This window comes from Pseudomonas sp. WT-JTC (genome assembly GCF_056711565.1).
Genome location: NZ_CM160042.1, coordinates 19458 through 46417, shown reverse-complemented (window position 1 = coordinate 46417; position 26960 = coordinate 19458). Strand labels below are relative to the sequence as shown.

General features: G+C 60.5%; 26 protein-coding genes. 8 read left to right on the top strand and 18 right to left on the bottom strand.

All coding sequences use genetic code 11. The features are described from left to right. Positions 1-17 precede the first annotated feature (17 nt). Positions 18-305 carry a YheV family putative zinc ribbon protein gene (locus tag AC06G5_RS00215; protein WP_008018424.1) on the bottom strand — a complete coding sequence of 96 codons (288 nt, stop codon included), beginning with the start codon at positions 303-305 and terminating at the stop codon, positions 18-20. Continuing rightward, positions 302-2353 (bottom strand): oligopeptidase A, encoded by a 2052-nt coding sequence (prlC, locus tag AC06G5_RS00210; RefSeq protein ID WP_413427897.1) that lies wholly within the window; start codon positions 2351-2353, stop codon positions 302-304. The genes AC06G5_RS00215 and prlC overlap by 4 nt, the downstream gene beginning before the upstream one ends. A gap of 88 nt (positions 2354-2441) precedes the next feature. Between prlC and AC06G5_RS00205 the strand changes: the two genes are divergently transcribed. Both AC06G5_RS00205 and AC06G5_RS00200 read left to right on the top strand, forming a co-directional pair. Next, complete coding sequence (locus AC06G5_RS00205) at positions 2442-2987, top strand: gamma carbonic anhydrase family protein (RefSeq protein WP_413427896.1); 546 nt, start codon at positions 2442-2444, stop codon at positions 2985-2987. A gap of 26 nt (positions 2988-3013) precedes the next feature. After that, the gene (locus AC06G5_RS00200; protein WP_413427895.1) at positions 3014-3664 is read left to right on the top strand and encodes an HAD family hydrolase; all 651 of its coding nucleotides are present in this window, start codon (positions 3014-3016) and stop codon (positions 3662-3664) included. A gap of 141 nt (positions 3665-3805) precedes the next feature. Here AC06G5_RS00200 and AC06G5_RS00195 read toward each other — a convergent pair whose 3' ends face one another. The 9 genes from AC06G5_RS00195 to AC06G5_RS00155 form a co-directional block, all read right to left on the bottom strand. Continuing rightward, a complete protein-coding gene (locus tag AC06G5_RS00195) occupies positions 3806-4429 on the bottom strand; it encodes an ABC-type transport auxiliary lipoprotein family protein (protein WP_413427894.1) in 624 nt (207 codons plus the stop codon). Further along, complete coding sequence (locus AC06G5_RS00190) at positions 4426-5364, bottom strand: MlaD family protein (RefSeq protein ID WP_413703787.1); 939 nt, start codon at positions 5362-5364, stop codon at positions 4426-4428. Before AC06G5_RS00190 ends, AC06G5_RS00195 begins: the two co-directional genes overlap by 4 nt. Before the next feature lies 1 nt (position 5365). Beyond that, positions 5366-6169 (bottom strand): ABC transporter ATP-binding protein, encoded by an 804-nt coding sequence (locus AC06G5_RS00185; protein WP_057397358.1) that lies wholly within the window; start codon positions 6167-6169, stop codon positions 5366-5368. After that, the gene (locus tag AC06G5_RS00180) at positions 6166-7314 is read right to left on the bottom strand and encodes an ABC transporter permease (protein ID WP_413427892.1); all 1149 of its coding nucleotides are present in this window, start codon (positions 7312-7314) and stop codon (positions 6166-6168) included. Before AC06G5_RS00180 ends, AC06G5_RS00185 begins: the two co-directional genes overlap by 4 nt. 54 nt (positions 7315-7368) lie before the next feature. Further along, complete coding sequence (locus AC06G5_RS00175) at positions 7369-8397, bottom strand: DUF5924 family protein (RefSeq protein ID WP_413427891.1); 1029 nt, start codon at positions 8395-8397, stop codon at positions 7369-7371. Between the two features lie 105 nt (positions 8398-8502). Beyond that, positions 8503-9879, bottom strand: a complete 1377-nt coding sequence (locus tag AC06G5_RS00170; RefSeq protein ID WP_413703788.1) for a M16 family metallopeptidase — start codon at positions 9877-9879, stop codon at positions 8503-8505. A 56-nt stretch (positions 9880-9935) separates the two neighbouring features. Continuing rightward, complete coding sequence (locus AC06G5_RS00165; protein WP_413427889.1) at positions 9936-11594, bottom strand: Na/Pi cotransporter family protein; 1659 nt, start codon at positions 11592-11594, stop codon at positions 9936-9938. Between the two features lie 286 nt (positions 11595-11880). Beyond that, positions 11881-12648, bottom strand: a complete 768-nt coding sequence (locus tag AC06G5_RS00160; protein WP_413427888.1) for a TerC family protein — start codon at positions 12646-12648, stop codon at positions 11881-11883. A gap of 85 nt (positions 12649-12733) precedes the next feature. After that, entirely contained in the window at positions 12734-14041 is a 1308-nt protein-coding gene (locus AC06G5_RS00155; protein ID WP_057397352.1) for a CitMHS family transporter, read from the bottom strand. 418 nt (positions 14042-14459) lie between these two features. Between AC06G5_RS00155 and AC06G5_RS00150 the strand changes: the two genes are divergently transcribed. Beyond that, positions 14460-14861 (top strand): GFA family protein, encoded by a 402-nt coding sequence (locus AC06G5_RS00150; protein WP_413427887.1) that lies wholly within the window; start codon positions 14460-14462, stop codon positions 14859-14861. On the opposite strand, the gene AC06G5_RS00145 is transcribed toward AC06G5_RS00150, so the two are convergent. Together AC06G5_RS00145 and AC06G5_RS00140 are read right to left on the bottom strand one after the other, a co-directional pair. Next, positions 14862-15188, bottom strand: coding sequence for a DOPA 4,5-dioxygenase family protein (locus tag AC06G5_RS00145; protein WP_413427886.1), 327 nt, complete (start codon positions 15186-15188; stop codon positions 14862-14864). A gap of 61 nt (positions 15189-15249) precedes the next feature. Next, entirely contained in the window at positions 15250-16200 is a 951-nt protein-coding gene (locus AC06G5_RS00140) for a choline sulfate utilization transcriptional regulator (protein ID WP_413427885.1), read from the bottom strand. A gap of 114 nt (positions 16201-16314) precedes the next feature. Here AC06G5_RS00140 and betC point away from each other — a divergent pair, with 114 nt between their 5' ends. The 3 genes from betC to AC06G5_RS00125 all read left to right on the top strand — a co-directional run bounded on the left by betC (position 16315) and on the right by AC06G5_RS00125 (position 20494). Further along, the gene (gene betC / locus AC06G5_RS00135) at positions 16315-17829 is read left to right on the top strand and encodes a choline-sulfatase (protein WP_413427884.1); all 1515 of its coding nucleotides are present in this window, start codon (positions 16315-16317) and stop codon (positions 17827-17829) included. Between the two features lie 16 nt (positions 17830-17845). Next, entirely contained in the window at positions 17846-18766 is a 921-nt protein-coding gene (gene choX, locus AC06G5_RS00130; protein WP_413427883.1) for a choline ABC transporter substrate-binding protein, read from the top strand. A gap of 159 nt (positions 18767-18925) precedes the next feature. Beyond that, positions 18926-20494 (top strand): SulP family inorganic anion transporter, encoded by a 1569-nt coding sequence (locus AC06G5_RS00125; RefSeq protein WP_413422990.1) that lies wholly within the window; start codon positions 18926-18928, stop codon positions 20492-20494. Positions 20495-20611: 117 nt separating this feature from the next. On the opposite strand, the gene aroE is transcribed toward AC06G5_RS00125, so the two are convergent. Both aroE and hemF read right to left on the bottom strand, forming a co-directional pair. Then, complete coding sequence (aroE, locus tag AC06G5_RS00120) at positions 20612-21433, bottom strand: shikimate dehydrogenase (RefSeq protein WP_413422988.1); 822 nt, start codon at positions 21431-21433, stop codon at positions 20612-20614. A gap of 13 nt (positions 21434-21446) precedes the next feature. Further along, positions 21447-22361, bottom strand: a complete 915-nt coding sequence (hemF, locus tag AC06G5_RS00115) for an oxygen-dependent coproporphyrinogen oxidase (RefSeq protein ID WP_413703789.1) — start codon at positions 22359-22361, stop codon at positions 21447-21449. 163 nt (positions 22362-22524) lie between these two features. On the opposite strand from hemF, the gene AC06G5_RS00110 reads away from it, so the two are divergent. Further along, positions 22525-23502, top strand: a complete 978-nt coding sequence (locus AC06G5_RS00110) for an NADPH:quinone reductase (RefSeq protein WP_413422984.1) — start codon at positions 22525-22527, stop codon at positions 23500-23502. A gap of 87 nt (positions 23503-23589) precedes the next feature. Here AC06G5_RS00110 and tsaC read toward each other — a convergent pair whose 3' ends face one another. The 3 genes from tsaC to AC06G5_RS00095 all read right to left on the bottom strand — a co-directional run bounded on the left by tsaC (position 23590) and on the right by AC06G5_RS00095 (position 26214). Continuing rightward, entirely contained in the window at positions 23590-24147 is a 558-nt protein-coding gene (gene tsaC / locus AC06G5_RS00105) for an L-threonylcarbamoyladenylate synthase type 1 TsaC (protein ID WP_413422982.1), read from the bottom strand. A gap of 54 nt (positions 24148-24201) precedes the next feature. After that, the gene (gene dprA, locus AC06G5_RS00100) at positions 24202-25308 is read right to left on the bottom strand and encodes a DNA-processing protein DprA (protein ID WP_413422980.1); all 1107 of its coding nucleotides are present in this window, start codon (positions 25306-25308) and stop codon (positions 24202-24204) included. Positions 25309-25389: 81 nt separating this feature from the next. Continuing rightward, positions 25390-26214, bottom strand: coding sequence for a peptidoglycan-binding protein (locus AC06G5_RS00095; protein WP_413422978.1), 825 nt, complete (start codon positions 26212-26214; stop codon positions 25390-25392). A 187-nt stretch (positions 26215-26401) separates the two neighbouring features. Here AC06G5_RS00095 and def point away from each other — a divergent pair, with 187 nt between their 5' ends. Continuing rightward, positions 26402-26908, top strand: coding sequence for a peptide deformylase (gene def / locus AC06G5_RS00090; protein ID WP_111283203.1), 507 nt, complete (start codon positions 26402-26404; stop codon positions 26906-26908). The last annotated feature ends 52 nt before the right edge of the window (positions 26909-26960 follow it).

Sequence of the window (26960 nt, the reverse complement as noted above, 5' to 3'; positions counted from 1 at the left end):
ACGGGGGCTTTTTTCACTCAGTGCTGTTCGTCGGGCTTTTTCTTCAGCTTCGGATTCGGGAAGAACTGAACCGCCTGAACCTTGGTGTCGGCTGGTTTGAGTGCGCTGGTGTTAACCCGCGTACCTAACTCCTTGGGTACCGACAGCCCTTGCTCATTGAGTGTGTCAGAGTAACCGCAGGCCACGCACTCACGGTGCGGGACCTGGTCTTCATTCCACATCATCAATTTGTCCGGCTCGCTGCATGCCGGGCAGACCGCCCCGGCGATAAAGCGCTTTTTCGTAATCACAGGTCCCTCACTCATGCTGCTGCGTCCTCACTCAGGCCGCTGTGGCGCAAGAGTGCGTCAATCGATGGCTCACGGCCACGGAAGTCGACGAACAGCACCATCGGCTCCTGGGAACCACCGCGTGCCAGGATCGCTTCACGGAAGGCGCGACCGGTGTTGGCGTTGAGCACGCCTTCTTCTTCAAATTTCGAGAAGGCATCGGCGGACAGCACTTCTGCCCATTTGTAGCTGTAGTAACCCGCGGCATAACCGCCGGCGAAGATGTGTGCAAAGCTGTTGGGGAAGCGGTTGTAGGCCGGCGGACGCATCACCGAAACCTCGTCGCGCACACCTTCGAGTACTTGCAGCACGCCGCGACCATCGCCGTGAGTGGCGTGCAGTTCGAAGTCGAACAGCGAGAACTCCAGTTGGCGGACCATCATCAGGCCGGACTGGAAGTTTTTTGCCGCGAGCATTTTCCCGAGCAGGTCCTGAGGCAGCGGTTCGCCGGTTTCGTAATGACCGGAAATCAGCGCCAGGCCTTCCGGCTCCCAGCACCAGTTTTCCATGAACTGACTTGGCAGCTCGACGGCATCCCAGGCCACGCCGTTAATGCCGGACACGCCAGCATGCTCGACGCGGGTCAGCAGATGATGCAGGCCGTGACCGAATTCATGGAACAAGGTAGTGACTTCATCGTGGGTCAGCAGCGCCGGTTTACCGCTGTCGGCCGGAGTGAAGTTGCACACCAGGTTCGCCACCGGGCTTTGCAGAACCCCGCCAGCCGTGCGACGACGATCACGGGCACCATCCATCCAGGCCCCGCCACGCTTGTTGGCGCGAGCGTAGAGATCGAAGAAGAAGCGGCCGACGTGCTGGCCGTTTTCCTTGATTTCAAACAGGCGGACATCCGGGTGCCAGGTGTCGAAGCCTTTGAGCTCGGCAATCTCGATGCCGTACAAGCGCTGCACGATGGCGAACAGGCCGCTGAGCACCTTGTCGATCGGGAAGTAGGCGCGCAGGGCTTCCTGGGCCACGCTGTAACGCTGCTCACGGAGTTTTTCGCCGTAGAAACCGCTGTCCCAGCTTTGCAGGTCCGGGCAACCTTGCTCGGCAGCGTAGGCCTTGAGCTGTTCCAGATCCTGGGCGGCGAACGGTTTGCTGCGCTTGGCCAGGTCGCGCAGGAAGCTCAGCACCTGATCACTGGATTCAGCCATTTTGGTCGCCAGGCTCAGCTCGGAGAAACTGCTGAAACCCAACAGCTTGGCCAGCTCCTGACGCAGGTCGAGGATTTCTTCCATGACCGGGCCGTTGTCGTTCTGGCCGGCATTCGGCCCCTGGTCCGACGCACGGGTGCAGTAAGCCGCGTAGACCTCTTCACGCAGTGCGCGGTCCTGGGCGTAGGTCATCACCGCGTAATAGCTCGGGAATTCCAGGGTGATCAGCCAGCCGTCCAGGCCCTTGGCCTCGGCCGCAGCAGTCATTTGTGCCTTGGCCGAATCGGTCAGGCCGGCGAGGGCGGCTTCATCGGTGATGTGCTTGGTCCACGCCTGAGTGGCATCGAGCAACTGGTTGGAGAAACGGCTGCCCAGTTCGGAGAGTTTGCTCTGCACTTCGGCGTAACGCTTCTGTTCGGCTTCCGGCAGGTCGATACCCGACAGACGGAAGTCACGCAGGGAATGTTCCAGGATAGTTTTCTGCGCCACCTCGAAACCGCCGGCCTCCGGGCTGCTGGCCAGGGCTTCGAAGGCCTGGAACAGTTCGCGGTTCTGGCCCAGCTCGGTGGAGTAGGCGCTCAAGGCCGGCAGGCACGACTCGTAGGCTTCACGCAGCTCGGCACTGTTGCACACGGCATTGAGGTGGCTGACAGGGCTCCAGGCAGCGCCCAGACGGTCGTTGAGTTCGTCCATCGCCAGCACCAGGCCGGCCCATGTTGGCTGTTTGGCCTGGGTCTTGAGGATCTCGACGATGGCAGCACGGTTGTCAGCCAGGATCTGCTCAATGGCCGGTTGTACGTGTTCGGCGCGGATGGCGGAGAACGGTGGCAGGTCGTAGGACTGCAAAAGAGGGTTGTTCACGCTCACGGTTGATACCTTGGCTGGAGAAACATGTAGCCATCTTAATTACAATCGACACTCACCGCAGCTATCAGCAACAGAGAGAAACCCTATCGTGAACCTTCGCAAGTATCAGGACCACACGCCGCAGCTCGGCAAAGGCGCTTTTGTCGACAGCTCGGCGGTAGTGATCGGCGACGTTGAAATCGGCGAAGACAGCTCGGTCTGGCCGCTGACGGTGATCCGTGGCGACATGCACCGCATCCGCATCGGCGCGCGCACCAGCGTGCAGGATGGCTGCGTGCTGCACATCACCCACGCCGGGCCGTTCAACCCCGATGGCTTCCCGTTGCTGATCGGCGATGACGTGACCATCGCCCACAAGGTCATGCTGCATGGCTGTTCGGTGGGCAGCCGGGTGTTGATCGGCATGGGCAGCATCGTCATGGACGGTGCGGTGGTCGACGATGAGGTGATCATCGGTGCCGGCAGCCTGGTGCCGCCGGGCAAGCATCTGCAAAGCGGCTTCCTGTATGTGGGCAGCCCGGTGAAGCAGATCCGCCCGCTGACTGACAAGGAGCGCGCCTTTTTCACCTACAGCGCGGCGAACTACGTGAAGCTCAAGGACCTGCATCTGGCCGAAGGCTACGACCAGCTTTGACCCGGCCCTCTTATTCAGGATTCAACATGCATTACCAAAGCGTTTTATTCGACCTCGATGGCACCCTGACCGACCCGCGCGAGGGCATCACCCGTTCGATCCAGTTCGCCTTGGGCAAACTGGGTATCGATGAACCGGACCTGGCCAAACTCGAACATTTCATCGGCCCGCCACTGTTGCAAGCGTTCATGCAGTTCTACGACTTCGACGAAGCCAAGGCGTGGGAAGCGGTGAATTTCTACCGCGAGCGATTCAAGGTCACCGGCCTCTACGAAAACCGGGTGTTCGACGGCGTCACGCCGCTGCTGGAAACCCTGAGCGGGCAAGGCCGGCAGCTGTACATCGCGACTTCGAAACCGTGGGTGTTCGCCCGGGAAATCGCCCGGCATTTCGATTTTGCCAAGCACTTCAAGGTGATTTACGGCAGCGAACTGGATGGCACCCGGACCAACAAGGTCGAGCTGATCGCTCACCTGATGGCCGAAGAACACCTGGACCCGGCCAGCACCTTGATGATCGGCGACCGCAAGCACGACCTGATCGGCGCGCGAAGCAACGGCCTGGACGCGGCGGCGGTGGGTTACGGGTTCGGCAGCCACGAAGAACTGAGCGCTGAAGCACCGGCGTATCACTTTGAAACGCTGGAAGCGCTGCATCAGGCGTTTTTACAGCGCTAGTTGAAACACACCAAACCAATGTGGGAGCGGCGGTGCGGCGATCCGACTTGCTCGCGAATGCGGTGCATCAGGCAACATTAATGTCGACTGACACTCCCTCTTCGCGAGCAAGCCCACTCCCACAGGGGACGGTGTACTTGCTCAGGGTTTTGGCGGCGGCGCGAGTCTCTGCCCTTGCTCGACTGTCCAGTTCACCACCTGTGCGGTCAGCTGATCGTTCGCCTGACCAAACCCCGCTACCACCGCCGGGACTTGCACGCTGCTCAACGGCTGGCGCACTTCAAAGCGGCGGCTGGCGAGGATGCGCTGGTCGTAACTGCGCACCAGCAATGCATCCAGACGCACCACCACGCCGGCATTCGTACCCTGGTATTCAGTCTGGAACGCCTGCAGGCTGCCACCCAATTCAAGATCGGTCTGGAAAATACTGTCATCGGTGCTCAACAACGGCACCCGCCCGTCATGCTGGAAACCTTCCAGCAGGCGGTTGCGCACCAGCACCGGCACCGGATCGCTCCAGCGCGAGCCCTTGTAGTGGCTGATCACATCGCCCTGAGGAATCACTGCAATGTTCGGACTGTTCAAGGCTTCGCTGGACTGGAGTTTGGTCAGACGCAACGACCAGCGTTGCGGCGTGCCATGGCTGGCCGATGCATTCTGGACCGAAGGCAATCGATAGACCTCGAAGGGCTCGGGCTTGGGCAGGATCGAGCACGAACTGATCAGCGTGAAGCCAGCGAGGAGGGCGAACCGGATCAGCTTCATGGCGTGAATTCCTTGGTCTTGTCACCGCCCAGCAGGTAACCACTGGGGTTGGCCTCCAGACGTTTGGTAATAACGCGCAACGAAGACAGGGTTTCGCGCATCTCGCGCACGGCCGGACCCAGGCCATTGAGGCCTTGCATGCCGCTGTTGAGCGAATCCTGATTGGCGCTGATCAGAGTGTTGAGGGTAGCGCTGCTCTCCTGCAGCGACTTCATCGCCTGCTCGGCATTGTCGAGCACATCCTTGCCATGCTCATTGAGCAACCCGTTGGCATTGCGCATCAGCGTCGTGGTCTGCTCAAGCATGTTGTTGGCCTGTTTGCCGACCGAGGCCAGTTGCTGCATGGCCTGGCGGATATCGCCGCGCTGCTCGGCAATGGTCCCGGTGGTTTGCTCCAGGTGCTCCAGGGTTTTGCTGATGCGCTCGATGTTTTCCGTGGAGAACATCAGATTGACGTTTTGCATCAGCGTGTTCACACCGGACATCAGGTCGTTGCTGTCGTTGAGCAGGCGGGCGATGGGCGAGGGTGATGCGACGATGGTCGGCAGGTTGCCATCCTTGCCCTTGAGCGTCGGACTCTGTGGCGTGCCGCCGCTGAGCTGGATGATCGAGGTCCCGGTGACGCCGGTCAGGGCCAGTTTGGCATTGGTGTCTTCCTTGACCGGGGTATCACCGGCCAGGCGAATGCGCGCCAGCACTCGCCGCGGGTCCTTCGGGTCCAGGCGCAGCGAAATCACGTCGCCCACCTTGATCCCGCTGTACTGCACCGAACTGCCCTTGGACAAACCGCTGACCGCCTCGTTGAACACGACCTCGTAGTCCTTGAACTCGGTATCGACACTGGACTTGGCCAGCCACAGACCGAACAGCAGCGCGGCTGTCACCACAATCACGGTGAACAGGCCGATCAATACATGATGGGCTCGGGTTTCCATGTCAGACCTCGTTGAGCTGTTGGGCGGCTGTCAATGCCGCGCGGCCGCGAGGGCCATGGAAGTATTCGTGAATCCACGCATCGTTGGTTTCCGACACCTTGTCGATGGCGTCCGCCACCAGCACCTTTTTCTGCGCCAGCACCGCCACCCGGTCGGTGATGGTGTAGAGCGTGTCGAGGTCGTGGGTCACCAGAAAGACACTCAGGCCCAGGGCATCACGCAGGGTCAGGATCAATTGGTCGAACGCGGCGGCGCCAATCGGGTCGAGACCGGCGGTGGGCTCGTCGAGAAAAAGGATGTCCGGGTCCAGCGCCAATGCCCGGGCCAGCGCGGCACGCTTGATCATGCCGCCGGACAGCGAAGAGGGGTACTTCTCTGCGGCCGACAGCGGCAGCCCGGCCAGGGCCATCTTCACCGCCGCCAGGTGCTCGGCGTCATTGCGGCTCAAGCCGGCGTGTTCTATCAGCGGCAGGGCGACGTTCTCTGTCACCGTCAGCGAAGAGAACAGCGCGCCTTTCTGGAACAGCACGCCGAATCGCCGCTCCACCCGCGAGCGCTCGTCCTCGGACAAGGTTGGCAGGTTTTTCCCGAAGACTTTCACCACGCCTTCGCTGGGCTGGCGCAACCCGACAATGCTGCGCAGCAGCACCGACTTGCCGCTGCCGGAGCCGCCGACCACGGCGAGGATTTCGCCCTTGTACAAATCCAGGTCGAGGTTCTCGTGCACGCTCTGGCGGCCAAAGCGATTGCACAACCCACGCACTTCTATCACCGCCTCGGAGGGCGCTCGGGGGATACGACTCACCAGCCCATCTCCATGAAAAACATCGCGGCTATCGCATCAAACACGATCACCACGAAAATCGACTGCACCACACTCGACGTGGTGTGAGCGCCGACGGATTCGGCGCTGCCACTGACCTTGAAACCTTCGAGGCAGCCGATGGCAGCAATCAGGAAAGCGAACACCGGTGCTTTGACGATCCCCACCAGAAAGTGCTGAACACCGATGTCCGTTTGCAGTAGCGATAGGAACATCGCTGGCGAGATATCCAGCGCCACCGCGCAGACCACGCCACCGCCGATAATCCCCGACAGCATCGCCAGAAAAGTCAGCATCGGCAGGGCAATCAGCAACGCCAGGACCCGCGGCACCACCAGCAACTCCACGGGATCGAGGCCCAGCGTGCGGATGGCGTCGATTTCTTCGTTGGCCTTCATCGAACCGATTTGCGCCGTGAACGCACTGGCGGTGCGCCCGGCCATCAGGATCGCGGTCAGCAGCACACCGAATTCGCGCAGAAAGGCAAACCCCACCAGGTCCACGGTAAAGACAGTGGCGCCGAACGTGGCCAGCACCGTCGACCCGAGAAACGCCACCACGGCGCCCACCAGAAAAGTCAGCAATGCAACGATGGGGGCGGCGTCGAGACCGGTCTGTTCGATATGGGCGATCATCGGCGTGACACGCCAGCGCTTGGGACGGAACAGGCCTCGGACAATGGTTTCGATGATCAGGCCAACGAAACCCAGCAGCTGCAGGGTGTCCTGCCAGACGGTGTCCACCGCGCGGCCGATGCGGGTCAGCAACTGAATGGAAACACTGACTTCCGGCTCCTTGATCGGTACGCAGAAATCGGTCAACGAACAGTAGACCGTTTGCAGCAACGCGCGATCGGCGGCGGAAAGCGTGCAATCAGGATGTTCGGCAGAGCGACCAAGGCGCTCGGAGCCGAGCAGTTCTACCAGCAGCGAGGCGCCGGCGGTGTCGAGGGCGCCGAGACCATTGAGGTCGATGGGGGTGTTGGCGTCGTACTGGCCGTGGAGCTTTTCGCACAACAGCTTGAGGTCAGCATAATGGGCAAGCGTCCAGTCGCCCGTCACCCGCAACCGCGCAGGTGTGATCGACGTGTCTAATCGGGCGTTGCCGGCCATCGTGCTGCTGATCATAAGCTCCGTGCTTGTTCTGTGATTTCGCAGCTCTACGTAATAGCACGAACCGTACTACTTTTCTTTGATCGCTGTGCTGTCCGTGACTTCGAAACGCAGCACGCCGATGACCTGGCCATCTTCGGTCAGTACCCGAACCTGCCATTTGCCGGCCGGATTGCCCGGGAAGTTCTGCTTGTGGGTCCAGGCCCGGTAACCTTCCTTGCGCCCGCCGCGAATATCCAGGGGGATGCGGTCGACCTCTTTACCGTTGAACTGCCAGACGTGATAAATCCTCTCGTCCAGGCCACGCGGGGCGTTGATCGCGGTGTACGCGTAGAGCCCGCCATTGCGGATCTGCTCGGCGCTGACTTCGTCGAGGCTGGCGCCAGGCGTGCGGTCCTGCATTTGCGTGCTGATGGCCACGTCGGTCATCCACAGCGTCGCCGGCGGCACCCACGAGCGCAGCTCCCAACCGACGAAGCCAATGCCCAGGGTGATACTCAAAATCGCCAGCGCACTGCGCAGGGTACGAATCGGGAAGATCGACGCCAGGCTCGGGAACGACAGCAGCACCGAGATGCCCAGTGCCCATTTGAAACTTTGCGCGGTGGTCAGGTGCATGATCACCGGCAACGCAGTGAGCAGCGCGGCGAACAGGGTCAGGGTGTGCAGCGCCAGAAACGCCCAGCGCCGTGGCGCCAGCCACTTGTAGTAGAGCGGGTCGACAATCGAAATCAGCGCCGCGATGCCCAGCAGCCCGGTGAAAACCAGCTGGCCGCTGTTCCACGTCGTGGTGATGAAGAAAAACGGCAGGACGAAAAACAGGCTTTCCTGATGGATCATCTGCGTCGCGTAGCGCAGCAACGGTTCCGGGATTTCGCGCTTGAAAATGCGCGTGAACAGCTTGGTCAGGCTGTTTTCCAGCATCAGCCAGATCCAGCTGATCAGCATGATGGTGGTAATCCAGCTCGCCAGGCCTTGCTGGCGATCGACCAGAATGAAACTGCACACCCCGGAGATGAAACCACCGAGCGCAATGACCCCGGGGTAGCGCTTCATCAATTCGAGAATGCGCTGTACGAAAAGGGTCAGGTTTTGCATTTGGCGGGTTCACAGTCGTCGTAGGAAAAAACCTCGACAGGGTACCCGCGAGGGCGCCGCGTGGCGAGGGTTTGCGGTCAGCTACACCGCTCCCACAAGGAATGTTTACCTTGTGCGATGAAAACGCCACGCCACCAGACTTAACACCAGCAACCCCGCCACTGCGACCACCAACCACATCAACTGGTCATAACTGAACAACGGTTTTTCGATCCGCAAATACCCCGGCTGCAACAGCAGTTCACGCACGGCCTTGTTCGCCTCTTCCAGCGTCACCCCTTGCAGCTCCCGGGCCGGGTCGGCGAAGCGGCCGTCCTCGTAATCACCGATGGCGCTCCAGTAGTAATCGGCCAATGCACTGTTACCTTGTACGGCCCAGGCCTGACGGGCAATCGCGGCCTGCTTCAGGCGGTCAAAGGTGTCGACATTGAGGCCGTCCTTGAGCAGTGTGGCCTTCAAGTCATCGAGCACTTGTTCGGCCTCTGGCAGATCGTCGCGCTCAAGGTCGGCATTGAGGCTCATGAAACCCACACCGCCGAACACCTGGCGTTCCGCCCACGGCCCGTAGGATAGACCGTGAGCCAGACGCAGCTGGCGATAAAGCGCCCAATCCAGATAATCCTTGAGCAAATCGAAGGTTTCGTCGTGCCCGTCTTCCAGCACCGGCTCCGGCACCAGCCAGTGCAATTTGACGCCGTTGCCGACCAAACCGTGGGTCAGGGTGCGCTCGTGGGCGGCGCTGGCCTGGATTTGCGGCAGTGGTGGATGCTCGCCGGGGGTAATCGCTTCCAGCGCACCATACGCCCGTTCCAGATAGGCCGGCAGTAATCTGTCGAGGTCGCCGACTACGATCAGGGTCATGTTGTTCGGCGCATACCAGTCCTTGCGCACCCGCTCCAGTTGCTCACGGGTCAGGTCATGGACTTGCGCACGCTCCGGGCATTTGAGGCCCAGCTCCACAGCCAGCTGGTTGCTGGCCGTGTGGCCCAGGTCCTGACGATCGAGCCAGCGCTGCAGGTGCGAGTAGTGGCCACCGTCTTCGCGCTCGACCACTTGCTTGGCTGCGTTGATAGCGTTGTCGTCGAAGTGGGTCTGGGTCAGCAACGCCAGCAGCAAGTCGAGCACTTTGCGCTGGTTTTTCGCCGGGGCTTCGATGACGAAAGTCGTATCGGCATTGCTGGTGAACGCGTTCCACTCACCTCCAAGGGCCTGCATGCGCTCTTCCAGGCCGCCTTCGCCGCTGGCGTCGATGCCGCTGAACAGCAGGTGTTCCAGCAGATGCGGCAATTCCTTTTCTTCGCAATTGAAATCGTCCAGGCCAACGCCGACCACCAGCCGGATCGCCACATGCCCACGGTCAGTGCCGGGTTTGAGCAGCAACTGCAAACCGTTGCGCAGTGTGTAGCCCTCGACCTGGAAGCGATCCAGGGCGAATGACGGGAGTGAACCAAGCAACAGGCAGGCGAACAACAGACAACGCATAACGAGGTTCCGTACGGCTAGCGTAAGTTCAACAGACTTCAGGCAACTGTGGACGTTCAGGGTGAATGCGTAATGTCAGTCAAATCGTCGACCACCAGTGCGCCGGTTTCGGATGTTTCCAGCACCACGTAGGCACTGCTGCAAAACAGCGAATTGAGACGTTTCATGTCGGCGATCAGCTCCAGGTGCAACGAACTGGTTTCGATACTTTGCACGATTTTACGTTGCAAGCGGCTGACATGAGCATGGGCCAGGCGCCGTTCCTGTGCACGGAAACGACGTTTCTCACGCAACAGTTGCCGGGCACTTTCCGGGTCGGCGCTGAGAAACACCGACATCCCGAGCCGCAGGTTGGAAATCAACTGAGTCTGCAGCCCGGTCAACTCGTCCAGCCCGACTTCGGAAAACGACCGGCGCTGCGAGGTTTTCTGCTGCTGGACCTTGCGCAGCATGCGTTCGATCAAGTCGCTGGCGAGTTTCAGGTTAATCGCCAGTTCGATGATTTCCGCCCAGCGTCGGCTGTCCTGATCGCTGAGATCTTCCCGGGGCATTTGCGCCAGATACAATTTGATCGCGCCGTACAGCGCTTCGACATCGTCGGTCAGGCGCCGCATTTCCTGGGTGACGGCAGTTTGCTTGCCACGCAAAACGTCGAGCATGGCTTCGAGCATGCTATCGATCAGGTCGCCAATGCGCAGGGTTTCCCGAGCCGCGTTGGCGAGCGCCAAACCAGGGGTGACCAACGCCGTGGGATCAAGGTGCCGGGGCTTGGCCATGCCGTTGGCCTGCGGGCGCTCTGGCAGCACCCAGGCACAGAACCTGGCCATCGGCCCGACACTGGGCAACAGGATCAGGCAACGCGCGGTGTTGTAGAGCAGGTGAAAGCCAATAACCATTTCCTGAGGGCTGAAATCGAAGCCATCGAGCCAGTGCACCAACGGATCGAGTACGGGAATGATCAATAACAGACCAATCAGTTTGTACAGCAGGCTGCCCAACGCCACTTGGCGCCCGGCGGCGTTCTGCATGCTGGTGCTGAGGAAGGCGAGCACGCCGCTGCCGATATTGGCGCCGATCACCAGCCCGATGGCCACCGGCAGGCTGATCACATTGGCACCCGCCAGGGTCGCGGTCAGCAGCACAGCGGCCAGGCTGGAATAGGACATCATCGCGAACAGCGCGCCAACCAGGGCGTCGAGCAGGATGTCGCCGGTGAGCGAGGCGAAAATCACCTTCACCCCTTTGGCATGGGTAATCGGGTGCGCCGCTTCGACAATCAGTTGCAGCGCCAGAATGATCAAGCCCAGGCCAATGGCGACACGGCCCATTTGCCCGAGTCGGGTCTGCTTGCGCGACAGAAAGAAGATCACCCCGACAAAAATCAGCAGCGGCGACAGCCACGACAGGTCGAACGTCAGCACCCGTGCCATCAGCGCCGTACCGACATCGGCACCGAGCATGGTGACCAGCGCCGGCGTAAGCGCCATCAGGCCCTGGCCGACAAAGGAAGTGACAAGCATGGCGGTGGCGTTGCTGCTCTGGACCATCGCTGTCACGACTATCCCGGAGACGAAAGCCAGCCAGCGGTTGGACATGTTCTGGCCAATGACATGGCGCAGATTGGTGCCGTAGACCCGCAGGATGCCGGTTCGGACGATGTGCGTGCCCCAGATCAGCAGGGCCACGGCAGAAAGCAAATTGAGCAGGGTGAGCATACCGGCCCCCTGTGGTGTAGCGCCCCAAAGGAGCAAATTAACGGTGCCGCGTGACGTTCTACGTTCTGTACATAAGCTGTAGTTGGCTAACGGCCTGCGCGCCAGCATCGCATAGCCAAAGAAGGGATTGAAACAAAACTGTCATGAAATCCGGTTTAAGCAACCCACAAAAACAAAGTGGGAGCGGGCTTGCTCGCGAAGGCGTCGTGTCAGTCGACATTAATGTTGTCTGACACACCGCTTTCGCGAGCAAGCCCGCTCCCACAGGGTGTTGCGTATTACCGGGTTACTGGCCCGGAATGTCCTTGCGCAGCTTTACCGGAGCTTGCTGCGCCTTCTTTTTTGCAATGGTTGTGCGCATCCTGATGTTGATAGCTTCCACTGCCAGCGAGAACGCCATGGCGAAGTAGACGTAGCCTTTTGGCACGTGCACGTCGAAGGCTTCGGCAATCAGCACCGTACCGACGATCAACAGGAACGACAGGGCCAGCATCTTCAGCGATGGGTGCTTGTCGATGAATTCACTGATGGTGCCGGATGCCCACATCATCACCAGCACGGCCACGATGATTGCCGCGACCATGACCGGCACGTGGGAAACCATGCCGACTGCGGTGATCACCGAGTCCAGGGAGAACACGATGTCGATGATCGCGATCTGGATGATGGTGTAGAGGAAGTTGCCGCCCTTGCCCGAAGGCTCGTCGTTGCTCTCATCTTCACCTTCCAGCGCGTGGTACATCTCTTGCGAGCTTTTCCACAGCAGGAACAGACCACCGAAGAACAGGATCAGGTCGCGTCCGGAAATACCCTGGCCGAACAGTTCGAACAGGTCCGCCGTCAGGCGCATGACCCAGGTGATCGACAGCAGAAGCAGAATTCGCGTGACCATGGCCAGCGCCAGCCCGAAAATCCGGGTGCGCGCCTGCATGTGTTTGGGCATGCGGCTGACCAGGATCGAAATCATGATGATGTTATCGATACCCAGGACGATTTCCAGGGCGGTCAGGGTAAAGAAGGCAACCCAGATTTCAGGGTTGGTCAGCCAATCCATGTGTATTCCTTTGAGCGAGTGTTAAACCACAAAGGGCCCGGGCTTCAAACAGCGAAGCCTGGACCCGAAGTGGTGAGTCTTGGGCTTATAGAGTGCTGAACACCGGGAAAGTCCCCAATAGCAAAGCAGCAATCAGTATGCAGGTACAAACCAGCACTGCCCACTTGAGGGTGAAGCGCTGGTGGTCACCGAAATCGATGCCGGCCAGGGCCACCAACAGATAAGTCGATGGAACCAGCGGGCTCAACAGGTGGACGGGCTGACCGACGATCGAGGCACGTGCCATTTCCACCGCGGTTATACCGTAATGGCTCGCGGCTTCGGCAAGTACCGGTAACACGCCGTAATAAAATGCATCGTTCGACATGAAGAATGTGAACGGCATGCTCACCAGCGCCGTGATCACTGCCAGATACGGGCCGAGGAAATCCGGGATCACCGCCAGCAGGCTTTTCGACATCGCATCGACCATCCCGGTGCCGGTCAGGATACCGGTGAAGATACCGGCCGCAAAGATCAGCCCGACCACGGCCAATACGCTACCGGCGTGAGCCGCGACGCGATCCTTCTGCTGTTGCAGGCAAGGATAGTTGACGATCATGGCGATACTGAACGCCACCATGAACAGCACCGGCAATGGCAGCAGGCCGGCGATCAGGGTGCCCATCAGGGCCAGGGTCAGGGCGCCGTTGAACCAGATCAGGTTCGGACGACGGGCATCCGGGAACTGCGAAACGCTGATTTCGCTGTGGTCGATTTCATCACCCACCAGGTGCAGTTCACCCAGGCGTGCACGCTCACGCTTGCCGTAGAAGTAGGCGATGACCAGGATCGCCACTACACCGGCCAGCATCGCAGGGATCATCGGTACGAAGATGTCGGACGGGTCCACATGCAACGCACTGGCGGCACGAGCGGTCGGGCCGCCCCACGGGGTCATGTTCATCACGCCACCGGCGAGGATGATCAGGCCGGCCATGATCCGCGGGCTCATGCCGATACGGCTGTAGAGCGGCAGCATGGCGGCCACGCAGATCATGTAAGTGGTGGCGCCATCACCGTCCATGGACACGATCAGCGCCAGTACGGCGGTACCGACCGAAACTTTCAGCGGGTCGCCCTTGACCAGTTTGAGGATCTTGCGCACGGCCGGGTCGAACAGGCCGGAGTCGATCATCAGGGCGAAGTACAGGATTGCGAACATCAGCATCACGCCGGTTGGCGCAAGCTTGGTGATGCCTTCGAGCATCATCGGGCCTATCTTCGGCGAAAAACCGCCGAACAGGGCAAAGATGATCGGAATGATGATCAGGGCGATCAGCGCGGAAAGGCGCTTGGTCATGATCAGGAACATGAACGTGATGACCATGGCGAAGCCAAGGAAAGTCAGCATGGGAATACTCCAGGCGTAGCGCGACTAGGGAATGGGCGGATCGGGCGGGATCAGCGCAGTACGGGAAGCACGAGACGTACGGACGGAGTTGCAGCGAAGCGGCGGGTAGAAGAGGACATCAGAATCACCATTGTTGTTGTTAAATGGGCTGTGCGAGCGATAAAACGCTGGCATTGGCCAACCGGTCTGTTGCCGGTAGTGGGGGCGATCCTAATCGGGGAAGCTTTCAGCCAGCTTTCGGCGATGAACGCGTTGATCGGAAGTACAACCGGTCGTCGGACTGGGGCATGAAGGTGAACCGGGTTACGGCCTTCGCGAGCAAGCCCGCTCCCACACCGGATCTGTGTCGTACACAAAGCCAATGTGGGTGCGGGCTTGCTCGCGAAGGCGTCGGTAATTACGCATCAGGAGCAATGCCATGAACGAAATTCACACCGGCGGCTGCCACTGCGGGCAACTGCGCTATCAATTCAGCGGGCCACTGCAGGATATCGTCCACTGCCATTGCTCGATTTGCCGACGGGTGAGCGGCGGCATCGTGACCACCTGGATCACCGTGCCGGCATCCGCCTTTCAATGGCTGGCCGGGACGCCGTCGCGGTACGACTCTTCCTCTACCTGCGCGCGATATTTCTGCGGCCACTGTGGGGCGCAATTGGCAGTGGTGACGCACCTGAGCCCGGACAGCATCGACTTGACCATCGCCACCCTCGACCATCCCGAGCAAGCACCGGCCGAGCGACACATCTGGACTGACAGCCGCCTGCCGTGGCTGCATCTGGACGAACACTTGCCCGGTGAGGCTGAAGAAACACTCTGATCAAAAAATAGACAGGTCCAGCGGCCGGATTGCGCCCATCCAGATCGCGTGCTCAGTGTGGTCAAGCAAATCGTCGCCGGTGTCCGGGTGCAGGAACACCACCAGCCCTTTGCGGTTGAGCACCAGCCACGGCAGTACCTCGCCCAGCACCTGTGGCTCGAACGCCAACTGACAGCTCCAGTCCGGGTGCGGACCGACCGGGCGCTCGTGCACGCGACCCATTTTCAGTGGAAACAGTTGCGCCGCCTGCTCACACAAGGCCCGCGCCTGATCGATGGTGCTGGCGTCGAAATAGACATGGGCGTGGTAGCCCGTTATGCGCTGCATTGGAAATCCTCTAAATCCGGTCGGGCAGATCACGCGGCACAGGCTGCGATCTTTTCACGTTTCACACCGCAATCGAAGGCAATGACAACCCCGACAACGACTCCGCACTGCTGGCCTGCTCGGCCATCAACCAGTCCACAAATCGCTGGATCAATGCTCCGCGCCGTTTGCGTTGTGGCAGGACCACGTAGTAGCCCAACCTGGACATCGCGGTTTCGGCAATCGGTCGACACAACAGCCCCTGGGCCAGCAAGTTATCCACAAGGTGGCGCCAGCCAATGGCCACGCCCTGCCCGCCAATCGCCGCCTGAATCAGCAAGGTGTAATTGTCGAAGCGCAGTTGCCCGGGCGCCGGAGCCGAGGTGATGCCCAACTCGCGGAACACACCGCTCCAGTCGAACCAGTTACTGCTGTGTTCCCCACGCAGGTGCAGCAACGGAAACTCCAGCAATGCCTGGGCCGGCAAGGGCAAGGTCCGCTCGCTCAACAACTGCGGGCTGCACACCGGAAACACTTCCTCGCTGAACAGCCAATGGCTTTCACCCTGCTTGAAGCGGCCATCGCCGAACAGCACCGCCACATCGATATCGGTACGTAGCATGTTATGGCTGCGTTCACTGGTGACCAGGCTGACATCCACCTGCGGATTGGCCGCGTGAAAGCGGTGCAATCGCGGCATCAACCAATAGGCGGCGAAGGCAAAATCCGTGGCAACCTGCAGCACTTCATGCTGTTGCTGTGCACTGATTGCGCTCAATCCTGCGTCTATATTCTGCAAACCGAGCTGAACCTGCTCGAAAAGAATCTGCCCGGCCTCGGTCAGTTCGATGCCGCGATAAATGCGGTCGAACAGGCGAGTCGCCAGTTGTTCCTCCAGGCGCTTGATCTGCTGGCTGATGGCCGGTTGCGTGGTACCCAGCTCAACCGCCGCCGCAGTGAAGCTGTGCTGTCGGGCCGCCGCTTCGAAGGCACGAAGCAGGTCCAGTGACAGGTCACCAAGGGTGTCATACATAAGCTGTGCTTATCCTAGTCATTGCCGTGCATGGGCTTTACCGCAAAGTGCGAGGGTTTCATTCTCGAAGCCAGCACTCTCGCATAAACATCCACTATGGAATGCCGCGATCACATGAAGCGCAAGAACATTCTTTTCATCATGGCCGATCAAATGGCCGCGCCAATGTTGCCGTTCTACGGCCCGTCGCCCGTCAAACTCCCCCATCTCAGCCGCCTCGCCGAACAGGGCGTGGTGTTCGACTCCGCTTATTGCAACAGCCCGTTGTGTGCGCCGTCGCGTTTCACCCTGGTCAGTGGCCAGTTGCCGAGCAAGATCGGCGCCTACGACAACGCCGCCGATTTCCCCGCCGACGTACCGACCTACGCCCACTACCTGCGTCGCCTCGGATACCGCACCGCCTTGTCGGGCAAGATGCATTTCTGTGGGCCGGACCAGTTGCATGGCTACGAAGAACGCCTGACCAGTGATATTTACCCCGCCGACTACGGCTGGGCGGTGAACTGGGATGAGCCGGACGTGCGTCCGACCTGGTATCACAACATGTCGTCAGTGCTGCAAGCCGGCCCGTGCGTGCGCACCAATCAGCTGGATTTCGACGAAGAGGTGGTGTTCAAGGCCCGGCAGTACCTGTTCGACCATATCCGCGAAGATGGCGACCAGCCGTTCTGCCTGACCGTTTCGATGACTCACCCGCACGACCCGTACACGATTCCCAAAGCCTTCTGGGATCTGTACGACGACGCCGACATCCCGTTGCCTGCAACGCCGGAGCAGTACGATCTCGATCCGCACTCGCAACGTTTGCTCAAGGTCTATGACCTGTGGGACAAACCTCTGCCTGTGGACAAGATACACGACGCCCGCCGCGCCTATTTCGGCGCGTGCAGCTATATCGACAGCAACGTCGGCAAACTCCTGCAAACCCTCGAAGATACCGGGCTGATCGATGACACCATCATCGTGTTCTCCGGCGACCACGGCGACATGCTCGGCGAGCGCGGGCTCTGGTACAAAATGCACTGGTTCGAAATGGCCGCACGGGTTCCCTTGTTGATCAGCGCGCCGGGGCAATTCGGTGCCGGTCGGGTCAGCGCCAGCGTTTCGACCGCCGACCTGCTACCGACATTCGTCGAACTGGCCGGTGGCTCGCTGGAACCGGGCTTGCCGCTGGATGGCCGTTCGCTGGTTCCGCACCTGCAAGGGCAGGGCGGTCACGACGAGGTATTCGGCGAATACATGGCCGAAGGCACCATCAGCCCGCTGATGATGATCCGCCGAGGTGCCTACAAATTCATCTACAGCGAAGACGACCCCTGCCTGCTCTTCGACGTACACAATGACCCTCACGAACGGGAAGAACTCAGCCATTCGCCACAACATCGTCAGTTGTTCGACGATTTTCTCGCCGAAGCGCGAGCCAAGTGGAATATCCCGACGATTCACCAGCAGGTGCTTGCCAGCCAGCGGCGCCGGCGTTTCGTGGCCGAGGCGCTGACCCTCGGCAAGCTGAAGAGCTGGGATCACCAGCCGCTGGTGGACGCCAGTCAGCAATACATGCGCAACCACATCGACCTCGACGATCTGGAGCGTAAAGCACGTTATCCACAACCCTGCCAAAACCAATAACGTTAAGGGGAAGTCCATGCAAAAGTTATCCACAGTACTGACGGTCGGGCTCCTGGCACTGGGCAGTGCATCGGCGTTTGCCGATCAGAGTTGCGAGACGGTGAAGATGGCCGATCCGGGCTGGAGCGACATCGCCGCGACCAATGCCATCACCGGGTTTCTGCTGGACGGCATGGGCTACAAGGCCAAGGTCGACACCCTCGCGGTGCCGATCACCTTTGGCGGGCTCAAGGATGGCCAGGTCGATGTATTCCTGGGTAACTGGATGCCGGCGCAGCAGGGCTTCTATGACAAATTCGTCGCCAGCGGTGATGTCACGCAATTGGCGAAGAACCTCGACGGCACCGAATTCACCCTCGCCGTGCCGGACTACGTATGGGACGCGGGTGTGCATGACTTCGCCGACCTGAACAAATACGCCGACAAGTTCGACCACAAGATCTACGGCATCGGCTCCGGCGCACCGGCGAACATCTCGCTGCAAGAGATCATCAAGAAAAACGATTTCGACATGGGCCAGTGGAAACTGGTCGAGTCCAGCGAGCAGGCAATGCTGGCGGAAGTGTCCCGCGCGGTGAAAAAACAGAAATTCGTGACTTTCCTCGGCTGGACCCCGCACCCGATGAACGTGCAGCTGAAAATGCATTACCTCAAGGGCGGCGAGAAATACTTCGGTGACACCGGCACCGTCCACACCCTGACCCGCAAAGGTTATGCACAGGCCTGCCCGAACGTCGGCAAACTGCTGACCAACCTGAGCTTCACCCAGGACATGGAGAACAGCATCATGGCCGAGGTGGTGAACAACAAGGTCAGCAATGCCGACGCGGCCAAGGCGTGGATCAAGGCCAACCCGGCTGTGCTGGATAAATGGCTCGATGGTGTGAAGACCGTGGATGGCAAGGATGCGTTGCCGGCGGTCAAAGCCAAGTTGTAACCAATACCTGTGGGAGCGGCGGTGCGGCGATCCGGCTTGCTCGCGAAGGCGGCGGATCAGTCGACATTAATGTTGTCTGACCCACCGCCTTCGCGAGCAAGCCCGCTCCCACAGGTCATGTCCTGATACTCTTTCGCAAAACCCCGACCGAGAGGCCCCATGGCCCTGCCAAGCCGCCATTCACTCTTCCCGTTCCTTACCTGGTTGCCCCGGCAAACCCGCGCCAGTGTCGGGCGCGACCTGATCGTCGGCCTCAGCGGTGCGATTCTCGCGTTGCCGCAGTCCATTGCCTACGCCCTGATTGCCGGTCTCCCACCGGAATACGGCCTGTACGCCGCAATCATCCCGGTGCTGATCGCCTGCCTGTGGGGTTCATCGTGGCATTTGATCTGCGGTCCTACGGCGGCCATCTCGATTGTCCTGTACGCAAGCGTCAGTCCTCTGGCCGTTCCAGTGTCGCAGGACTACGTCATGCTGATCCTGTTACTGACGTTTCTTGCCGGCATCTTTCAGTGGCTGCTGGGTTTGCTGCGGTTTGGCGCGCTGGTGAATTTCGTCTCTCACTCGGTGGTACTCGGCTTCACCCTTGGCGCTGCCGTGGTGATTGCCATCGGTCAACTGCCTAACCTGCTGGGGCTGGACTTGCCCAGCCAGGCCACCGCACTGGACAGTTTCATCACCTTGTTGCGCCATCTCGGCGAAATGGACAAACCTTCGCTGGCGCTGGGGCTGGCGACGGTCGTGGTGGGCGTGATCCTCAAGCTGTGGTTGCCACGCTGGCCGACGCTAATGATCACTCTGGTGCTGGGTGCATTGCTGGTCTGGCTTTGGCCATCGATGTTCGGCCATGTGCAACTGGTCAGCGCCTTCACCGGCAAGCTGCCGCCATTCAGTCCGTTACCGCTGGACCTTGACCTGATCCTGCGCTTGCTGCCCAGCGCCGTGGCAGTGGGCATGCTCGGGCTGGTGACCAGCCTGTCGATTGCCCGCTCGATCTCCGCACGTTCGCAGCAATTGCTCGACGCCAACCAGGAAGTTCGCGCCCAGGGCTTATCGAATATCGTCGGTGCGTTTTTTTCCGGTTCGTTGTCTGCCGGTTCTTTTACCCGCTCCGGACTGAGCTACGAGGCCGGTGCCTGTTCGCCGCTGGCGGGGATTTTTTCCGCACTGTGGGTGGCGCTGTTCGCCATTTTTGGCGCGCGACTGATCGAACACATACCGATTCCGGCCATGGCGGGCAGTATTCTGTTGATTGCCTGGGGACTGGTGGACCATCGCGGCATTCGTGCGTTGTTGCGGGTCAGCCGTGCCGAATTTGTGGTCATGGCGCTGACCTGTGTCGCCACGCTGCTGCTGGAGTTGCAGACGGCGATCTACGCCGGTGTGCTGGCCTCGCTTTTTTTCTACCTCAAACGCACATCGCAACCACGGGTGCAGCACGTGCGAGATGGCGAGGAAGACATTCTGCGGGTAGGGGGCTCGATCTTTTTCGGTGCCAGCCATTACCTGCAAGTACGCCTGCAACGCATGCACGGCGCGCGCGTGGTGATCGAGGCGCAGCAGATCAACTTCATCGACTATTCAGGAGTGGAAATGCTGCATCAGGAAGCGCGGCGCCTGCTGCGCCAGGACCGCAGCCTGACCTTGCGCCGGGCCCGGCCGCAGGTGGTGGAAGAGTTGAGGAAGCTGGAAGGGGCGGAGAAATGCCCGATCCGGTTTGAAGACTGAAACACCGCTCTCTGTAGGAGCGAGCTAGCTCGCGAAGGTCGTGAACGATTACGCGCAAAACCAGATGCTCAACAGCGCCCTCGGGTTTTTCGCGAGCAAGCTCGCTCCTACAGTAGGTTATAGGGCCAGTTGTCGGCGAAGTTCGGCCAACACCGGCGCCGTATCCGGGCGCACTCCGCGCCACAGGAAGAACGCTTCCGCCGCTTGCTCGGCCAGCATCCCCAAGCCATCCATCGCCACCGCGGCCCCGTGTTCGCTGGCCCAGCGGCAGAACGAGGTCGGCTCCTTGCCGTACATCATGTCGTAGCACACCGTTTTGCCGGGTTCGATCAGGCTGGACGCGATTGGCGGCACATCGCCCGTCAGACTCGCGGAGGTCGCATTGATGATCAGGTCCACCGACTCCCGCAACCAGTCGTAACCGCTGGCCGAGACCGGCCCCAGATCGCCGAACAGCTCCGCCAGCAGTTCGGCCTTGTCCAGCGTGCGGTTGGCGACGATCACCGATGCCGGTTGCTCGGCCAGCAGCGGCTCCAGCGCACCACGCACCGCACCACCAGCACCGAGCAACAGGATGCGTTTGCCCTTGAGGCTGAACCCGGCGTTGACCGTCAGGTCCCGCACCAACCCTGCACCGTCGGTGTTGTCGCCCAGCAGACTGCCATCGGCCAGTTTGCTCAAGGTATTGACCGCACCGGCACGCTGCGCCCGCGCAGTCAGGCTGTTCGCCAATCGAAAGGCTTCTTCCTTGAACGGCACCGTCACATTGGCGCCGCGCCCTTCGAGGAAAAAAGTCCGGGCACAAGTGGAAAAGTCGTCGAGTGGTGCCAACAGCGTGTTGTAGTCCAGCTTCTGTGCGGTCTGCTCGGCGAACAGGCGATGGATCAGCGGTGACTTGCTGTGGCCAATCGGGTTACCGAATACGACATAACGGTCCATCAGGTTTCCTCGTTCAGGCTTCGGCCAACCAATCGCGGTCTTGCAGAAAATACTCGGTCAGGCGCGCTTCTTCGCTGTCGGGCTCGGCCTTCCAGTCGTAGCCCCAGCGCACTTGCGGCGGCAGGGACATCAAAATCGACTCGGTGCGACCACCTGACTGCAGGCCGAACAACGTGCCGCGGTCATAGACCAGGTTGAATTCAACGTAGCGACCACGGCGGAATTCCTGGAATTCACGCTGTTTGGCGGTGAACGCATCGTTCTTGCGGCGCTGCACGATCGGCAGGTAGGCGTCGATGTACGCGTCACCGATAGCGCGCATGAAAGCGAAGCTGGTGTCGAAGTCCCACTCGTTCAGGTCGTCGAAAAACAGCCCGCCGATGCCTCGCGGCTCGTGACGATGCTTGATGTGGAAGTAGCTGTCGCACCAGGCCTTGTAGCGCGGGTAAACATCCGGGCCGAATGGCGCACAGGCCTGCTCGGCGACGCGGTGCCAGTGGATGCAATCTTCTTCGTTGCCGTAATACGGGGTCAGGTCGAAGCCGCCGCCAAACCACCAGACCGCTTCTTCACCTTCTTTTTCAGCGATGAAAAAGCGCACATTGGCGTGGGAAGTCGGCACATGCGGGTTGTGCGGATGAATTACCAGCGACACACCGAGAGCTTCGAAACCACGGCCGGCCAGCTCCGGACGATGAGCGCTGGCAGAGGGTGGCAGACCACTGCCGAAGACGTGGGAAAAGTTGACGCCTCCCTTTTCAATCACCGTGCCGTTTTCGATCACGCGGGTACGACCGCCACCGCCGGCCGGCCTGGTCCAGGCGTCTTCGACGAATTGCGTGCCACCGTCTTCGGCTTCCAGGGCGGCGCAAATACGGTTTTGCAGGTCAAGCAGGTAGGCTTTTACGGCCTCGGTGCGGGTCGTCATGTCATCACCTTGAATCGGGCAATACTACGCGGCGCTCCATGGGAGCTCAGCCTGCGCAAATGGGCCCGTAGCATACCATCGCAAGTCGACCCGCCGCAGTTGACGAAGATCAAGCTTAGGAGTCCGATAGGGAGCTTGGTAAAACGACCTATGGAGAGTTCTGATGGCAAAGCGTATCCAGTTCCGCGCCCATGGCGGTCCCGAAGTGCTCGAGTATGTGGATTACCAACCCGCCGAGCCCGGTCCGAAGGAAGTGCGCGTAACCAACAAGGCCATCGGCCTGAACTTCATCGACACCTATTACCGCAGCGGTCTGTACCCGCCGCCATCCCTGCCATCGGGTGTCGGTTCAGAGGGGGCGGGCGTGGTCGAGGCAGTGGGCAGCGACGTGACCCGCTTCAGGATAGGCGATCGTGTGGCCTATGGCAGCGGTCCTCTGGGCGCCTACAGCGAGGTTCACGTCTTGCCCGAGGCCAATCTGGTGAAACTGCCGGACGCCATCAGTTTCGAACAGGCAGCCGGGGTGATGCTCAAGGGCCTGACCGTGCAGTATTTGCTGCGTCAGACTTATGAACTCAAGGGTGGCGAAACCATCCTGTTCCACGCCGCGGCGGGCGGCGTCGGCTCCCTGGCTTGCCAATGGGCCAGGGCCTTGGGCGTGAAGCTGATCGGTACGGTCAGCTCGGCGGAGAAAGCCGCACTGGCCAAAGCAAACGGCGCCTGGGCGACCATCGACTACAGCCACGAAAACGTCGCCCAGCGCGTGCTGGAATTGACCGACGGCAAAAAAGTCCCGGTGGTGTACGACGGCGTTGGCAAGGACACCTGGCTGACCTCACTCGACAGCGTCGCGCCGCGTGGGCTGGTGGTGAGTTTCGGCAATGCGTCCGGCGCGGTCGACGGCGTGAACCTGGGGATCCTGGCGGGGAAAGGCTCGCTGTACGTGACCCGGCCAACCCTCGGCACTTATGCAAACAACGCCGAGAACCTGCAACGCATGGCCGACGAGTTGTTCGAGATGATCATCAGCGGCAAGTTGACCGTGGACATCAGCCAGCGTTATCCACTGGCCGACGCGGCGAAGGCGCAGACCGAGTTGTCGGCGCGGCGCACGACGGGTTCGGTTGTCCTGCTGCCTTAAGGACGACTTCGCTGGCAAGCCAGCTCCTGCAAGGTTCGCAATGAACCTGTAGGAGCTGGCTTGCCAGCGATAAACGATGTCGCGGTCTCAGTCCGGACGCACAACCTTGCCGGTCGCCAGATCGCGAATCACGCTCGGGTTCTTGCGTCCGCCCAGGTTTCCGCCCAGCACCAGATCCACCTGGCCACGGAAATACTGCTCGACGCGAATCCGCGTGCGTGCCGCCGGGCGCCCCTGCGGATTGGCCGACGTCGACACCAACGGCCCGACCAGCGCGCACAAATCCCGCACCAGCGGGTGATCGCTGACCCGCAGCGCCACGGTTTCATGCACGCCGGTAATCCACTCCGGCAGCAGGTTCTGGTGCGGCACCAACCAGGTGTTCGGCCCCGGCCAGGTGCTGGCCATGCGGTCCATCCACAATTCGGGGAAGTCTTCGAAGAGGAAATCGAACTGACGGATGTTGTCGGCGACCAGAATCAGCCCCTTATCCGCAGATCGGCCCTTGATCAGCAGTAGACGCTCCACCGCTTCCTCGTCCCATGGGTCGCAACCCAGACCCCAGACTGCTTCGGTTGGGTAGGCAATCACCGCCCCGGCGCGAATTGCTTGCGCGGCTTGTTGCACACGCCAACTGTTGACCATGAAAAACACTCCAGAATAAGGCTCCGTGCAGTTTACCGATCTTGTTTATAAAACCTAGCTCACCCGCGCAAACCAGCGTCCGCTTTCGCAAACGGCGCGACCGTCCATTTCCAGTTCCGTCAACGCCACCAGCACTTTCGGCAAGGCCCAGCCGCTTGCATTGGCCAGCGCTTCACTGGTGTGAGGCGCGGCATGCAGCAGCTTCAGCAATGGGTGATTCGATGCAGTGGTGCAGGTTTCTGTGGATAACGGCAGTCGTTGCCAGCCGCGCAAGGCTTCGAGGATATGTTCGATGGTTTCGACTAGCACCGCACCGTCACGGATCAACTGATGGCAGCCCCGGGCGCCGGGATGATGGATCGACCCGGGCATCGCAAACACCTCGCGCCCCTGTTCCGCCGCCAGCCTCGCGGTGATCAGTGAACCGCTGGCAACACTGGCTTCGACCACCAGCACCCCGAGTGACAAACCACTGATGATCCGGTTGCGCCGAGGGAAGTTGCCGGCGCTTGGGCCCGCATCCAGCGGAAACTCCGAAAGCACTGCGCTGCCCGAAGCGATCATGGCGTCCGCCAGGCGTCGATTTCGCTGTGGATAAAACTTCTCGAGCCCCGTACCGAGCACACCGACCGTTTGCCCGCCGACGTCCAGCGCGGCCTGGTGCGCGGCGGCGTCAATGCCCATGGCCAGGCCGCTGGTGATGACAAACCCGGCACCGGCCAGGCTGCGGGAAAACGCGGCAGCGGTGTCCATCCCTGGCCGGGACGCGCGACGACTGCCGACCATCGCCAGTTGTGGTTTTTCCAGAATGCCCGGGTTGCCCGCGACAAATAACAGCGGTGGTGCATCGCTGATTTGCGCCAGCAGTGCCGGGTAGTCCGGTTGGTCCCACATCAGTAAATGCTGGGCCGGACGCTCCAGCCAGGCCAATGCATGGCTGGCACCGTCACGAATCTCGGCGCTTCGTCTGGCCTCGGAACAGGCCAGTGGCAAACCCAGCGCGCGCCAGGCACTGGCTGGTGCACTGAGCGCTTTGGATGCCGAGCCGAAGGCGTCGAGCAATTTCTTGAAACGCGCAGGACCGAGTTCCGGCAAACGGTGCAGACGTAATCGAGCTTCCAGTTCCGCGGGGGAAACCGGTGTAACAGTAGGCATCGACATGGATCATCCTTGATCGTTATTAGCATCCGTACAAACGGGAATAAGCTGTGGATAACTCTGTTGGTAACTTGTGAGGCAAACTTACGGATTTCGCACCTTGTCCATCACCGACAGTGAGCGCGATGCATTGAGCACCAGCCCATAACTGAGTTTGTCGTAAGTACGGAAAACCATCAGCAGACCCGCGCGCTCATCGGGAATCTTCAACGGCTGGCCGGTGATCCGGTCACGCACGGTTTCGCCGGTTTTCATCACCGCCAGGACATTGCCTTCGACCAGTCCATCGCGCTGCCCCTTGTTCAGCGTGACCACGTCCAGTGCGCCGATCTGCGTCACCCCACGCGGCACATCGATGATCAAGCCGTTGATCTCGGTTTCCGGCGCGCTGGGCATGAACGTCGAATTGATCGAGCGTTCTTCACCACTGAACAGGCGGTCGCCGAGGCGGACTTCCTGGGTCGTGCGTTGCAACACCAGGGTGGCGACGTCGCCTTCGGTGGCCACGACCTCGCCGCCGCCGATGTCGTCGGCGTTGATTCCCAGGAACTCCTTGCTCTGCGGATCGGTGTAGACCTTGCCTTGGCGGAAGATGCCGTACACCGGCTGTGCCGGGTCGAAATGGCCACGGGCAAAGATCCGGTCACCGGCGCCGCTGAGCACGCGCTCGGCATCACCGGCGACAATGTAGGGCGCCGCTTCGAAATCCTCGGCCTTGTCGACGATACGGTTACTCAGCAGAAAACTGTTGATCGATTTCAGCGCAATGCTGGGGATAGCCTCGGTCACGGGGCTGCTGCGCACCTGAGGCGACAGCTTTATGGTGGGAATATCTTCCCGAAGTTGCACTTGCCCATGTGCCCAACCTGCCGAAGCCAGGAGCAGCAGGGCGAGTAGTGATTTCCTCATGCGGTGAATCCCTTTATTATGTGCGTTCGCGTGAAACGCCAGAGCCCTCGGTGGCTCGCTCCCGGCTTGCCTGTCAAAACTTGCTTGTCAAAAGAAGGGAGCTACGTTTTACAACGGTAGCCTGCATGTCTTCGGACCCGCCAGGCCATCGACCCGACCTTACTTCACACGTGCACTAATCAAGCTTATGGCCATTTTAAACATCCTCGAGTTCCCTGATCCGCGTCTGCGCACTATCGCCAAGCCAGTGGCCGTAGTGGACGACGAAGTGCGTCAGTTGGTCGACGACATGTTTGAAACAATGTATGAAGCGCCTGGCATCGGCCTCGCCGCGACCCAGGTCAACGTGCACAAACGTATCGTCGTGATGGACCTCTCCGAAGACCGCACCGAGCCTCGAGTGTTCATCAACCCAGAGCTCGAAACGCTGACCGACGAGATGGGCCAGTATCAGGAAGGCTGCCTGTCGGTGCCGGGTTTCTACGAAAACGTCGATCGCCCGCAACGGGTCAAGGTCAAGGCGCTGGACCGCGACGGCCAGCCTTACGAACTGATCGCTGAAGATTTGCTCGCCGTGTGCATCCAGCACGAATGCGACCACCTCAACGGCAAATTGTTCGTCGATTACCTGTCCACGCTCAAACGCGACCGCATCAAGAAGAAACTGGAAAAGCTTCATCGCCAGAACGCCTGATGCCCATCTTCAAAGGCTTGCTGCGGCAAGCCTTTTTCTTTTCAAGAGACGT